We start from the raw sequence: 12,809 nt of genomic DNA on the forward strand, positions 1-12,809 counted from the left end.
GTGGATTAAAAATGTTCTTTTGCATCTTCAAAGAACTTAAATGTCATACGCTCAAATACTTCTTTCTCAGTCGCTGTCTCAAAGTTGTACCAAGAGATTGGAACAAATAGAAGCCATTGTGCATAATTCCGAAAGATGTGGTAATCATATGTACCAACTTTTTTCCCATCTTTGTATAGTATGTACTGAACGTCGTAACCATCTTGTGTAGACCAAGCAGGGAGTAGAGTTGCAGTGAGAGTTGACACTCCTAAAAATGCAGTCGCAACTGGTGTGGGTGATCGGTAATTTACTTTTACATTTACCAAATAACCAACCTTAGGTACATCAACACCTTCTTGTGTTTTTTTAAATCTGGTTTTGTTTTCGAAATAATTTTTTAAAGCTTCTCTTCCCCCTAAATTGAGTTGGGGAAAAGTTGGCAAAACATAAACAAAATTTGTGTCTAAGGTTTTTTCTTCCGAAGGAAGGGGCAAAATTTTTGGATAATCTTTGTAGCTGATAATACAATTTGACACCAACAGGAAAAACAATACCGCTCCTGTGATGAATACAATATTTGATTTAGTTTTGGCTATGGTCATGTAAACCCTCCTCGTCATGCCTTCTTTCTAATTCTTCGTATAATTCTTCTTGGTCTTCCGTAAAAAACAATTCATATCCGATGCGCAAACATACAGGATCATCTTCCATCGAAACATTACTTGGTAAAATCAAGTTCATCACATAAAAGGTATTCGATTCTGCTTCTTCCAGAAACACTTCTGTTGCATCCCATTCATCAAATTCTTCTACATCTGGTTTACGAAATTCCTTAAGGATTTCATCAAATGATTCTGTTATGTAGTTAAATTCGCCTGATTCGCTATCAATGATGAATTGTACATGGTGGCAACCAGGGCCCTCTTCTTCGAGAGGACTTAAAACCATACTTCCGCAGGCTGGACAATGAATTGTTGGGTCGATGGCGCCACTAGGCCAGTTAATGTTGATGGTTTCGATCATAACTTACGAACCTCGAGTTCCCATGATAAGGACTTCACTTGTTTAGGAAACCTGAATTTGTTTCTCTTGGATTAAAATTGAACCCTATGAATCCAAACTGTTACAAAAAAAGAGATAGGGTTTGCCTAAAAAATGGGATTGTAAAATGAATTAAAAAAAGAATGGGAATAACTGCTGAATACCAATCTGCCTTCGCTTCCAGTTTTCAGGAATTTTTTGGAAATGCAAAAGACATTGGTTGGGAATTATACCACCTCAGCTCAGAACCAGAGAACGATTTTCCTTCTTGGTTAACATTTACCATACGAAATCCGTTAGGTGGTAGAGCTCTCGTTTTTCGTTACCATCATTTGGAACATAAATTTTATGCACATTTAAAAGTCCAAGTGATCCCTGGAGAAGAAAATTGGAGCCTCGATCAGTTGTTCCATAAAAAAGGTTACACAGATTTGGATGCTGATGACATTTTATCTTCTGGTGGCGAATGGTTGTTTCATTCTTTGGCCAGACATTATTTTGGAATCATCATTTCCTTTTGTCCACGGATCCTAGAACCTGATTATTTTTTAGACTGAGATTTTTTATTTCGATCATCCGAAAGAACTTGGTTCCACAAAAATCCCCAGATAAAAAATGTCGAGTTGATGTAAGTATACAACATCAGTACTACCATTTTTGAAATCAAATCATACGCTAAAGAATAGTTCACACCTACGTTTTTCATTTTTAAATAAAATTGAAATCCAAAACTCATACCAAGAACAAGTAATGAAGCAAATATTGCTCCTGGTAAATTTTCCTTTAATGTCGTTTTTGCTTTTGTGATATATGCATAATAAAAAGTAAACAAACCAATGCAATAAGGTAAAATAATGAGAGAAACCGAAAGATAGGGATTGTTTCGAAAAAATGAAAACCGAAACGATTTATATAACATTCGTTCAATGGAAACGATTCCATAAGTAAGGTAAAAATACAAAATCAGTAAAACAAGAGAAATCACTAACAATCGAAAATTGATCCACTGTGAGGCAATAAACCCAACTTGTGTTTCATCCCTAGATATGAAACGAAGTGCCTTAGAAATGGTTCCAAAAATGGTTAAACTAGAAAAAAAGGAAATTGCAATACTGATGGCGATCACATTATAACTTTTTACTCTTGTTAGGTTTTCTACACTTTTGTCGATGGGTTGGAAAATGGGAGCTGGTAAAAATTTCCCAATTTGGTCCGTCATCAAATTGATGGTTTTTGGATCTTGGAGTAACCCAAGTAGGGTCACAAATACAACGAGTAAGGGAAATAGGGTCAAAAGAAAGGTAAATGAAAGTTCTGAGGCAAGGCCATGGACATCATACAAATACACTTCACTGAAAAATCGACGGATCCGTTTCATGCGGTCAGTTTGTCAGTTGTCTGTATTTTTGTCTTATTTTTCTTGCCCTCTCCTATCTTACGGAAACTCTGGAAGAATCTCAGTGACGTACCTAAAAGGGGAAAACTTCCATGTCAGAAGAAAAAGAAAAGAAGAACAAAAAAATCGCGAAAATGACGGTCGAGGAAATTGACTCTGCCATTAAAAAGTCGGTTGAAACCATGAATGGCGAATCAAGCCTTTATGTGAAACACCTTCGCGAAAGAAAGGCGGAACTCCTAGCCAAGAAATAAGGTTAGTCCCTCCTAAATTCCCCGCCGAAACGGCGGGTTTTCGCAAACGCTTTGATCCAATTCATCCAAATCCACCAACATTTCGGTCCTAAAGTCCTCTTTGAGGGTTTTAGCTGGCATATCAAACCTGGCTGTCGCGTTGCCCTTGTGGGTCCCAACGGTTCTGGAAAAACCACACTTTTCCAAATGGCCGCAGGGAAATTAAAACCCGAGTCCGGGGAAGTGATTCGTTCCAAACACACCGTTTTATCCCTCTTCCAACAGATTCCTGAATTTAATCCGGATACGTCTGTGATCGAAACCGTTCTCGATGAAAACAAATTGTATGCCGAATACGATGCCAAACGGAAGGCCATCGAATCCAAGTTTGAAACCACCGATCACGAAGATCCAGAATTTGAAACATTACTCCACGAACAAAGTGATTTAGAGGAATTTGCGCACTTACACGACTTACACGGTCTAGAAGCTCGCGCCAAAAAAATCCTTTCGGGGCTTGGATTTGCCACTACTGACTTTACTAGAAAAACAAAAGAATTTTCTCCAGGATACCACCATCGTATCGGTCTGGCGATTGCCCTACTCAATCCACATAATTTATTACTTTTAGATGAGCCAACAAACCATTTGGATGATAAAACCAAATCATGGTTAGCTGATTTTCTGGTTTCACAAAACCAGGCCTTTGTACTTGTCACACATGACCCTGAATTTTTAAACCAAACAGTTGATACCATCATTGAAATCAATCCACATGGAACGTTTGAATTCCAAGGAAGTTTGGAAGAGTTTTTTGAAGCAAAAAACGAAATCCAAGAAAAATTAAAAGTCCAATTTGAAAAAGAAGAAACCTATTTGAAATCCCGTATGGAATGGGTAGAACGGTTTCGTGCCCAAGCCACAAAAGCAAGACAAGTGCAGTCTGTCATCAAACGCCTGGAAAAACGGGACAAAGTAGACAATCCAGAAGATAGTTTTTGGAACCAAAAACCAGACTACCAATTCCAATTTGTCCCTTCCAGTAATATCATCTTACGTTTGGAACATGCATCTTTTTCCTATCCAGACCGAAACACCGGTGAGAAAAAAGCCATTTTTGAAAATGCAGAAATTGAAATTTCTGCTGGCGACAAGGTTGCGTTAGTTGGTCCCAATGGAGCAGGTAAATCAACCCTCATGCGCTGTTTGTTAGAACAACACAAACTTGAATCGGGTAAATTGTACTATGGTCCCAAAACCAAACTTGGTTATTTTTCTCAAACCCACGGGGAAGATTTGGATGAATCACTGAACCTAGTGGAAACCGTCTTAAAAAAATACCCAGAACTGAATGAAGAAAAAGCAAGGACTCTTCTTGGGCATTTTGCCTTTCCTGGGGACGGAGTTTTTAAGTCAGTAAAACACTTATCAGGTGGTGAACAAAGTCGCCTTCGTTTGGCACTTCTTGTCAATCATCCGTCCAATTGTTTATTTCTCGATGAACCCACAAACCACTTGGACATCGTCATCCGAGAAGCGATCAAACGTGCTCTCTTCGATTTTCCGGGAAGCCTACTCATTATCAGCCACGACCCCGATTTTATGAAGGGACTTTGTAACCGCACCTTCCAACTCTCAGTTGGAGAATTAAAAAACCTTAATTGCAGTTTTGACGATTACCTCAAATTCCACAAAGAGGACGAATTGGGTACTATTGCTAAGGACCAAACATCTTCCAAAACAAAAAATGAGGAAAAAAAGCCAAATCCCCAAGCAAGCAAAAACAAACGGAAAAAATTAGAAAAAGAAATTTCTGATTTAGAAGTCCAAATAGAGAGACTGGAAAAAAATAAAAAAGACAAAGAAGAACTTTTACAGGACCCAGAGTTCTTTAAAAACAGAAGTTTTCAGTTGGAAATGGACACTTATAACGATATTAAAAGAGAAATCTCTCTCCTAACCAAACGTTGGGAGGAGGCAACACTAGAACTAGAGGAAATGGGCGGAGTTACATAATGGTACCGGAAATCGATGTTGTCAGTTTTAAAAAACGTCTGGATGCAAGAGCGGAAGGAAAGGATGATTTTTTTGTTTTGGATGTACGAAATCCAAATGAACAACAAATCGCACTCGTACCTGGTACAGACAAACTCATTCCTGTGAGTGAACTTGCTGCAAGGATTGAAGAAATCAAAAGCCAAATCGACAAAGAGATTTTGGTTTATTGTCGTTCTGGTGGAAGATCAGGGATGGCTTGTGGGATTTTAGCACAAGCTGGATTTAAATCCTATAAAAATGTTGCTGGGGGAATCCTTGCCTATTCTGACCTAGTTGATCCTAACATGCAAAAGTATTAATTATGAAACCTACAGCGAATTTAAGAATTTTAGAACAACACAGTCTCATTCCACCTTCCGTTTTGATTGAAGAACTTCCTTTAACTGACGAGGCATCTGATGTTGTTGTCAGAACAAGAAGCCAAATTTCAGACATCATCCACGGTAAAGACGACAAGCGTATGTTAGTTGTCGTTGGTCCATGTTCAGTTCACGATATCAATGCCGTTATGGAATATGCGGAAAAGCTAAAACCAAAAATCAAAGAATTTGAAAAAGAACTTCTCATTGTGATGAGAGTGTATTTTGAAAAACCAAGAACCACTGTTGGTTGGAAAGGTCTTATCAACGATCCCGATTTAGATGGATCCTTTCATATCAACAAAGGTCTACAACTTGCTCGTAAACTTTTACTCGATCTTAACAAAATGGGAATCCCTTGTGGAACTGAATTTTTGGATGTGATCTCCCCACAATACATTGCTGACCTCGTTGCATGGGGAGCCATTGGTGCAAGGACCACTGAAAGCCAAGTCCATCGTGAATTGGCTTCTGGGCTCTCCGCACCAATTGGATTTAAAAATGGTACCGATGGGAATGTTCAAATTGCAATTGATGCCATTCGTTCCGCAAGTTCCAGCCACCATTTTCTGTCTGTGACCAACCAAGGTAGCAGTGCGATTTTTAAGACAGCTGGAAACAAAGACACACATGTGATTTTACGTGGTGGAAACAAAGGACCTAACTTTGATGAGGCGTCCGTGAACGAAGTGGGTGCCCAAATTGAAAAAGCGGGCCTTCCTCCAAAAGTGATGGTGGACTGTTCCCATGGCAATAGCCAAAAAGACTTTCGCAAACAACCAAGTGTTGTGGATTCCGTTTCGGAACAATTTTCGAAAGGAAGCAAATACATCCTCGGTGTGATGGTTGAAAGCCACTTAAAAGAAGGGAACCAATCCATTGACGCTAAACCATTGACCTATGGACAATCGATTACCGATGCTTGTGTGTCTTGGGAAACAACAGTTCCCATGTTCGAAAAATTGGCTCAGGCAGCAAACAAACGTAAGTAAGACTGCCCTTATCTCTCCGAGGTTTGTGTCTGTTTTTTAGATTATTGATCTAAAAACACATGGGCTTCGGAAGGATACTCTCTTTTCGTCACTTCCTTGTGATAGGCATTCACAGCTTCTTTCACAGCACCACTTAAGTTCCCAAATTTCTTTAAAAACTTCGGATGGAAATCTTCATTGAGTCCCAGTAAGTCTTGCATCACAAGGACTTGGCCTGAAGTGTATTTTCCAGCTCCAATTCCAATGGTAGGAATCCGAATGGATTCTGTGATTTCTTTTCCAAGAGATTCGGGCACCATCTCGAGTAATAACGCAAAGGCACCAGCTTCCGCAATTTCTCTAGATTTACGGATCATTTTGTTCCGTGCCGCTTCTGTTTTCCCTTGGACACGGTGTCCTCCAAGAGTATGTACCGATTGTGGGGTGAGTCCCAAATGGGCAAACACGGGGATTCCTGATTCGGTCATCCGTTTTGTGAGTTCGATGATAAAGTCAGAGTCCCCTTCCAATTTCACACAGGAAGCATTGGTTTCTTTTAACACTCGGCCGGCGGAACGAATGCCTTCTTCGATGGAGGTTTGGTAGGACAAAAATGGCAAATCAGCAATGATCGTTTTGTCAGGAGCCCCTTTACAAACCGCCTTCGTGTGGTAGATGATTTCATCCAGTGTAACGGGAAGTGTGGACTGGTTCCCTTGGATGACCATTCCGAGAGAATCACCTACAAGCAGGCAATCCACATCGGTGCGATTAAAAAGAGTCGCAAAGGTATAATCATAGCAGGTGATGACAGAGATTGGTTCCCCAACATCGTATTTCTTTTTATACTGTAGAATAATGTTTTTCATGGTTGAGTTCCGAAAAAAGGGCATACACACCAATTTCACCCATATCCGTTAACAATTGTTTAATGAATGGTCTTGAATAAAGGGAATGGTGGGGTAAATGTAAAAAATCTGTTTTCATAACAACAGCTTCGTAAGTGAGAATGTCGATGTCAATTTCACGTGGTCCTTTCCAAGACCTACGTTTTCTTCCCAGTTTGTCTTCAATCCCTTGTAAGGAATCAAGTAAACACGGAAGAGTAAAAGCAGAAGAAACCATTACCTTTACAATTTGATTTAAGAAGTAAGGTTGGTTTGTGTTTTCTAACGGTGCGGTTTCCAATCGTTCTGATTGTTTTAAAATCTGTAACTCTGGTAAGGTGGAGATTTCCCATATTGCCTGGTCCATAAAATGGTGCCTGTCTCCGATGTTGGAACCCAAAGAAAGAAAGGCAATATTGGAATACTTCATGGTCTTACCTCTTCACAAACTTCGTACGATAATCAGGGCATTTTAATTCTATTTCTTTAGTCATTTCCATGAGTCGTGAGTAAATCCGACCTTGGCCACGGTCTCTCCATTCCACAAGAGAGTGATTGGATGTGAGAAGAGTGAGTTTTTCTTGTTCATAACGACTATCAATGAGGTCGTATAACTTTCGATTGTTGAATTCTGATTCCTTTTGCACACCAAAATCATCGATTACAAGTACATCTACGTTTGCAAATTCCCGTTCGATGGAACGTTCTTGCCCGTGCGTTTCGCTATCGGATTGGTAAGTATCCCGAATCGCAGACAAAAAGTCTTTGTTTACTTTTGCATACTTACATGTAATTCCATACCGAAACACAAGTTCATTTAAGATCACACAAGCGAGTAAGGTTTTTCCAGATCCTGTTCCTCCCCAAAGGTAAAACCCCTGCGGGGTAAAATCTGGATTTTTAAATTTATGAACGAGTTCGTTTGCCCAGTCGTGAGCAATGATAAACGACATATCTGGGTCGTTTGCCGTATCCCCTATGTCAATTGTGGATAAAAATTGGAAACGGTACCTCGCCGGTATATTGGCTTTTTCTACCAGAGTTTCTAAATTACGAAGGGAAAACCTTGCATTATGACAGACACAAGGAAGCATTTTGTCCAGTTTTCGGTCGAAAGACATAAAGGGAGGTTGTCCTTTCGCCTCACATGTGTTACAGTCACTACCAATACAATGGCATAAAACAAGAGCTCCAGAACGAGATCCCCTCACGTGTTCTGCTAAGGTAATGCCCACTCCTCCGCAAGTTTTACACTGCGGATTTCCGTCTCGGATCGAAGTAATTTCGGATAAATTCATCTCCAATGAGCAATCTTCTTTAAATCACTAGGCTGTCAAGGAATGAGATTTTTTAGGCGAATCAGGACTTATGTCCCTTTAAATCAAAGAGAATCGAAAGAAAAAGTTCACAATTAGGTTTTTTTCCTCTTTAATTCGTTATTATTGACTCTTGCCATTCCGATACTTTCATTGAAGAAATAGATAAACCTATTTCTTCAAAATATTGAAAGAGACAAAAGGGTCACACGACTATGAAGATTATTAAGTATCTCCTTATTCTCCAACTGGTGTCCGGCTTTAGTGTGCTTTTCGCACAAACTCAGCCTGCGAACGCTCAAGATAGCCAAGCGGCTAAAGACCAAGTCGACGAACTTCTCAAAGGCGAACTCGTTCCTGAGAATGACGATGCGGAACTTACCGAAGACCAAAAAAAGAGAAAGAAAGAAATTATGGAACAAGAATCTCTTTGGAAAAACCCTGACTTTAAAGGGTATAACAAAACTTTCCAAGAGTTACACCAACTTTCTAAAACTTTCGCAAACAACCAATTCCGATTGGCTCTTTCCAATTACCAATCCGGTGTTAACACCGTTATGAAAAATAGAGATTGGGTGGAACAGTACCGCAAAGAAGAAGCTGAGAAAAAACGCTTAGATGAAAAATGGTACTGGCAAAAAGTTGATCGTAAATCCAGAGAAGAACGAGTTGTTTACCGTGAAAAAATGAAAGCGAAACAAGACGCTCTCAATTACTTTTCAAAAGCGATCAATCACCTAGATGAAATTAAAAACCCTGATTTAAGAGAAAGACCTGAGTTCAAAAGACTTCTTTCTGACGTTTATCGTTCTTGGATTATGGCTGAGTATGACCTACAAAACCTTCCTCAGTGTATCCCAATTCTTGAACTTTACATCGAAATCGATGACAACGAGAAAGAGTACCCTGCTCACAAGTATCTTGCAAGTGCATATAGCTTCGAAGAAAACATGATCAAAAAGACAAAAGGTCCAGATGACATGCTCTTCAAGTATCGTTACAAAAAGAACGTTCACTTATTACGTGCAACCGAGTTAAAATATGGAAAGGATTCTCCTGAATACAAACATATCGTTAACGTAATCAACCGAGATGAGGTTATTTCGGTAGCACAATAATCCCGAATACATCTCTTTCAATGAGAAAGCCCGGTTTCAAACCCCGGGCTTTTTTGTTTGGAGTGCATAGAAACACTTTTCTACTATTTAATTTCCTTAAGAACTGTCTTTGTTGGTAATCGAAAGAAACTAAAAAGCCCTAAGCTATACAAAGTCACCGTCACAAAACAAATCCCAATCAATACCAAACAAAGTTGTCCATAAGGATACACACTGCGAAGTTCCAATACAGATCGGTTTAATACTTCGTTGGATCCCACAGCGTACACAAGTCCGAGTAAAAACGAAATCACTGAAACAAGGAATGCCTCTCGTAAAAAATGTTTTCCCATAAAACGACTGTTTGCTCCAATCACACGTAAGAGTGCAAATTCCCGTTTTCGTTCGGATTGGCTTGCATAGAGTGTGGTAAAGACTAAAACAAAGGATGCCGCGAGGATAAAGATCGTCATAAGCGCCATCATTTGTGTTACCTTCTCCAAAATTCCCATAAAGGCTTGGATTGTTTTTTCCGTGTCAATCACTGTAATATTGGGGAACTGATTCACAATGACCTTTTGTAATTGGTAACGATCCGTTCCTTTATCAATGAGTAAGGAAACAATATAAAACCTAGGAGCTTTTTCTAAAATCCCTCTGGAAAATAAAACCACAAAGTTGGGTTTCATATCCGCCCAGTTCACCGAACGAAGGTTTGTGATTTTTCCAGAGACTTCTCTCCCTTGTACATTGAAGGTAAGCTCATCCCCAATGCCTGCTTGCAAATAGGAGGAAAAATCTCGTTCCACGGAAATTTCATTTTGGCTTGTTTCTTTCCACCAACTCCCCTTGGTCACTTCTTCTGTATCATACAAAGAATCGCGGTACGACAAAAAGTATTCACGTGTTCTCGCAGTGGCTCGCCAATTGCGGTCCATTGCATTTTTGATGGTGTCTTCTTTTTTGACAGGTTCTCCATTCACCTTGGACAAACGAGCTCCAATCACGGGAGCCACATATTGTTTTTCAACAGGGAACTTGGAAATTGTTTGGAGTAGTGCCTCTTTCTGCGTTTCTCGGATATCGAGAAGGAACATGTTTGGCCTTCGTTCGATTTCCCTTGCTCCACTTAACTCAAGTAAACTTTCTTGTAAGATGAGGGAGAGTGTCAAAATGAAGAGTGCCGATCCAAGACCAATGATGGAAAGGCGAAGGGCACCTGATTTCCGTGTGACTTTTTTTGTCACAAGGCTCCACTCCTTCGATAACCATCCTAATTTTGAAATTTTTTGAAGGAAAGTTCCAAAGAGTATGTACAATCCGTACACAAGGAGAGGTAAGGTTAACAAAACAAGTGTAAAGAGGATTCCCTTAAAAATACTTTCTGTTTCTAAGATCGCAAGACTTGTGAAAAGAAAGTAAATCAAAACAAAGGAACCAAATTGCCAATAAGAAGAGGATAAGTTCCCACTTGTTTGTGATTCTACTTCTTTCAGTGCAGCTAAAGGTTTCACCGACCTTGTTTCTAAGACAAGTGGAATCGAGATGAGGAGAGGTAAAATCACACCTAACACAAAACTCCATAAAAGAGACGATGCGGAAAGTCCAAGGATGACGTTAGTCCCAACCGACATGATCCCACTGATATCAGGTAATAAAGATTGGATGAAGATTCCTAGTAGGAGTCCAAAAACTGTTCCTAAAAGTGAAAGGATCAGTATTTCCGAAAATACTAACAAAAGGATGATATTGGGTTTGGCACCAAGACACATAAGAATCGCAATTTCATTCCGTTTTTCGAGTAACCTTGTGCGAACAGCTGTATACACAGAAATGGCTCCTAGAAAAAATCCTGCAAGAGCAAGAAGAGCCATATAATCAAATGTGTTTTTGATGAACTGTTGGGATCCAGAATTGACTTCTGTATTGTGATAAATGGTTAAGTCTTCTTTGATAAAGGACTCAAACTCTTTGTCCTTCCAATCCAAAGTATCGGTGGATTCAGGGAATTGTAAATAGATCGTATATCGGATGCGACTGCCTCGTTGCACAAGTCCTGTTTGGATCGCAGTGTCTTTTCGAATGATAGAACCAGGAGCCGAACCTACAAAAGATCCAACTGCACCTGGTTCTTTTAATACTACACCAGCAAGTACAAGAAGGCTATCACCCAATCGAACACGATCACCGAGTTTCAGTTTTAAGTTTTCGACAAGAGAAGGATCTAAGAGTACTTGGTTTGGTTTTAGATTGTGATACGCATCTTCTGGTTCGGTTTTCATTTCCCCGTAAAAGGGGTAACTTGTTTCGATTCCTTTTACGAAACTGAGAGAATTTTCAGAACCAGATTCATTGGAAATCATGGACAAAAATTGGATCGAAGCACTGGTTTTGGCTCCTTTCGGAAGGCGATTTTTCAATAAATCCTTAGCAGAATTAGTGATTTCTTGGGGGGATTGTAAGGCAAGATCGGCACCCATAATGGATTTTGCCTCTTTCCTAATGGCATTTGCCGTATTGTCCTTATAGGAATGGATGCCAATCACAGAACCCACACCGAGTGTTATGGAGACAACAATGAGGATAGAATACCGAAACCGCGAAAAAAGCTCACGTTTTAAGTAAAAACGAAAGAGGGAAGCCTTCATCGACTTACCTTCTTTGTTTGTTTTGTCGTTTGTTTCTGTTTGGTGATTGTTTTTTGCGAAGATGATTTTGACTTAAAGGAATTTTTTCGACTGACTGAGGATTGTTTGTTCTTCGAATCCGAGATGATTTCTCCATCTTTCATCTCGAGAACCCTGTCTGCTAGTTTTGCCACATCTGGATCATGTGTGACCACAACAAGAGTTGTTCCTTGTTTTTTATTCCTGTACAATAATAGGTCTAATATCGTTTTGCTATTTTTATAATCTAAGTTTGCCGTTGGTTCATCTGCAAAAATAATCTTTGGATCGTTCACAAAACTTCGTGCAATGGCGATCCTTTGTTCTTCTCCACCTGACAGTTGTTTTGGGAAGTGTGTTGCACGGTGAGACATAGACACAGATTCCAAAATAGTTTCTGCTTTTTTTAAGATTTCTTTCTCAGAAAGTGATGATTTTAAGTACAATGGAATCCCAACGTTTTCAATTGCATTGAGTCCAGGCAATAATTGGAAGTTTTGAAAGATAAATCCAATTTGATCAACACGTATATCTGCAAGTTTGGATTCATTTTGTTTGGTTAGATCAATTCCATCGAGTGAAACGATCCCTGTATCAGGTTTATCAAGACCCGCTGCAACACCAAGAAGAGTGGATTTACCTGAACCAGAAGGGCCGATAATCGCTACAAATTCACCAGTTTCCATACGAAATGAAATATTTTTCAACACATCAATCGTTTCTTCTTCATTGTGAAATGATTTGAACACATTTTTAAATTCTAACACTAGGTTTTTCCCCCAAACTAATTACCATCTAACACA

General features: G+C 39.5%; 14 protein-coding genes. 6 read left to right on the forward strand and 8 right to left on the reverse strand.

The annotated features are described in order from the left end of the window. Nucleotides 1-5 precede the first annotated feature (5 nt). Entirely contained in the window at nt 6-584 is a 579-nt protein-coding gene (locus tag DI076_RS12435; RefSeq protein WP_108960149.1) for an LIC12231 family lipoprotein, read from the reverse strand. Next, nucleotides 565-1,005 carry a hypothetical protein gene (locus DI076_RS12440; protein WP_100721321.1) on the reverse strand — a complete coding sequence of 147 codons (441 nt, stop codon included), beginning with the start codon at nt 1,003-1,005 and terminating at the stop codon, nt 565-567. The genes DI076_RS12435 and DI076_RS12440 overlap by 20 nt, the downstream gene beginning before the upstream one ends. 161 nt (nt 1,006-1,166) lie before the next feature. Between DI076_RS12440 and DI076_RS12445 the strand changes: the two genes are divergently transcribed. After that, nucleotides 1,167-1,580, forward strand: coding sequence for a hypothetical protein (locus tag DI076_RS12445; protein WP_108960150.1), 414 nt, complete (start codon nt 1,167-1,169; stop codon nt 1,578-1,580). Here DI076_RS12445 and DI076_RS12450 read toward each other — a convergent pair. Beyond that, nucleotides 1,565-2,401, reverse strand: coding sequence for a YihY/virulence factor BrkB family protein (locus DI076_RS12450; RefSeq protein ID WP_108960151.1), 837 nt, complete (start codon nt 2,399-2,401; stop codon nt 1,565-1,567). The genes DI076_RS12445 and DI076_RS12450 overlap by 16 nt on opposite strands. Nucleotides 2,402-2,511: 110 nt before the next feature. Between DI076_RS12450 and DI076_RS20145 the strand changes: the two genes are divergently transcribed. Genes DI076_RS20145 through DI076_RS12465 form a run of 4 tightly spaced genes read left to right on the forward strand, consistent with a single transcriptional unit; the run spans nt 2,512 to nt 6,061 of the window. After that, the gene (locus tag DI076_RS20145) at nt 2,512-2,673 is read left to right on the forward strand and encodes a hypothetical protein (RefSeq protein ID WP_012387307.1); all 162 of its coding nucleotides are present in this window, start codon (nt 2,512-2,514) and stop codon (nt 2,671-2,673) included. Between the two features lie 51 nt (nt 2,674-2,724). Next, nucleotides 2,725-4,668 carry an ABC-F family ATP-binding cassette domain-containing protein gene (locus tag DI076_RS12455; protein ID WP_108960152.1) on the forward strand — a complete coding sequence of 648 codons (1,944 nt, stop codon included), beginning with the start codon at nt 2,725-2,727 and terminating at the stop codon, nt 4,666-4,668. Next, nucleotides 4,668-5,009, forward strand: coding sequence for a rhodanese-like domain-containing protein (locus tag DI076_RS12460; RefSeq protein WP_108960153.1), 342 nt, complete (start codon nt 4,668-4,670; stop codon nt 5,007-5,009). The genes DI076_RS12455 and DI076_RS12460 overlap by 1 nt, the downstream gene beginning before the upstream one ends. 2 nt (nt 5,010-5,011) lie before the next feature. Then, on the forward strand, nt 5,012-6,061 hold the full coding sequence (locus DI076_RS12465) for a 3-deoxy-7-phosphoheptulonate synthase (RefSeq protein ID WP_108960154.1): 1,050 nt from the start codon (nt 5,012-5,014) through the stop codon (nt 6,059-6,061). A 41-nt stretch (nt 6,062-6,102) separates the two neighbouring features. On the opposite strand, the gene panB is transcribed toward DI076_RS12465, so the two are convergent. From panB to DI076_RS12480, 3 genes are read right to left on the reverse strand one after another with little or no spacing between them, the layout of a single operon-like run. Then, nucleotides 6,103-6,909: a 3-methyl-2-oxobutanoate hydroxymethyltransferase gene (panB, locus tag DI076_RS12470; RefSeq protein ID WP_108960155.1), complete on the reverse strand. Its 807-nt coding sequence runs from the start codon at nt 6,907-6,909 to the stop codon at nt 6,103-6,105. Then, complete coding sequence (folK, locus tag DI076_RS12475) at nt 6,884-7,357, reverse strand: 2-amino-4-hydroxy-6-hydroxymethyldihydropteridine diphosphokinase (protein ID WP_100721611.1); 474 nt, start codon at nt 7,355-7,357, stop codon at nt 6,884-6,886. The genes panB and folK overlap by 26 nt, the downstream gene beginning before the upstream one ends. Before the next feature lie 4 nt (nt 7,358-7,361). After that, entirely contained in the window at nt 7,362-8,225 is an 864-nt protein-coding gene (locus DI076_RS12480) for an ATP-binding protein (RefSeq protein ID WP_167396531.1), read from the reverse strand. Between the two features lie 233 nt (nt 8,226-8,458). On the opposite strand from DI076_RS12480, the gene fcpA reads away from it, so the two are divergent. Next, entirely contained in the window at nt 8,459-9,361 is a 903-nt protein-coding gene (fcpA, locus tag DI076_RS12485) for a flagellar coiling protein FcpA (RefSeq protein WP_108960157.1), read from the forward strand. An 83-nt stretch (nt 9,362-9,444) separates the two neighbouring features. Here fcpA and DI076_RS12490 read toward each other — a convergent pair whose 3' ends face one another. After that, a complete protein-coding gene (locus DI076_RS12490) occupies nt 9,445-11,988 on the reverse strand; it encodes an ABC transporter permease (protein ID WP_108960158.1) in 2,544 nt (847 codons plus the stop codon). Beyond that, on the reverse strand, nt 11,985-12,773 hold the full coding sequence (locus DI076_RS12495) for an ABC transporter ATP-binding protein (protein ID WP_108960159.1): 789 nt from the start codon (nt 12,771-12,773) through the stop codon (nt 11,985-11,987). Before DI076_RS12495 ends, DI076_RS12490 begins: the two co-directional genes overlap by 4 nt. Between the last annotated feature and the right edge of the window lie 36 nt (nt 12,774-12,809).

The sequence above is a fragment of the Leptospira ellinghausenii genome (assembly GCF_003114815.1).
GTDB classification, from domain to species: Bacteria; Spirochaetota; Leptospiria; order Leptospirales; family Leptospiraceae; genus Leptospira_A; species Leptospira_A ellinghausenii.

What these genes read in the sequence shown, in the direction of transcription:
- DI076_RS12435 (WP_108960149.1), bottom strand. Translation starts at nt 584, where the DNA reads ATGACCATAGCCAAAACTAAATCAAATATTGTATTCATCACAGGAGCG.
- DI076_RS12440 (WP_100721321.1), bottom strand. Translation starts at nt 1,005, where the DNA reads ATGATCGAAACCATCAACATTAACTGGCCTAGTGGCGCCATCGACCCA.
- DI076_RS12445 (WP_108960150.1), top strand. Translation starts at nt 1,167, where the DNA reads ATGGGAATAACTGCTGAATACCAATCTGCCTTCGCTTCCAGTTTTCAG.
- DI076_RS12450 (WP_108960151.1), bottom strand. Translation starts at nt 2,401, where the DNA reads ATGAAACGGATCCGTCGATTTTTCAGTGAAGTGTATTTGTATGATGTC.
- DI076_RS20145 (WP_012387307.1), top strand. Translation starts at nt 2,512, where the DNA reads ATGTCAGAAGAAAAAGAAAAGAAGAACAAAAAAATCGCGAAAATGACG.
- DI076_RS12460 (WP_108960153.1), top strand. Translation starts at nt 4,668, where the DNA reads ATGGTACCGGAAATCGATGTTGTCAGTTTTAAAAAACGTCTGGATGCA.
- DI076_RS12465 (WP_108960154.1), top strand. Translation starts at nt 5,012, where the DNA reads ATGAAACCTACAGCGAATTTAAGAATTTTAGAACAACACAGTCTCATT.
- panB (WP_108960155.1), bottom strand. Translation starts at nt 6,909, where the DNA reads ATGAAAAACATTATTCTACAGTATAAAAAGAAATACGATGTTGGGGAA.
- folK (WP_100721611.1), bottom strand. Translation starts at nt 7,357, where the DNA reads ATGAAGTATTCCAATATTGCCTTTCTTTCTTTGGGTTCCAACATCGGA.
- DI076_RS12480 (WP_167396531.1), bottom strand. Translation starts at nt 8,225, where the DNA reads ATGAATTTATCCGAAATTACTTCGATCCGAGACGGAAATCCGCAGTGT.
- fcpA (WP_108960157.1), top strand. Translation starts at nt 8,459, where the DNA reads ATGAAGATTATTAAGTATCTCCTTATTCTCCAACTGGTGTCCGGCTTT.
- DI076_RS12490 (WP_108960158.1), bottom strand. Translation starts at nt 11,988, where the DNA reads ATGAAGGCTTCCCTCTTTCGTTTTTACTTAAAACGTGAGCTTTTTTCG.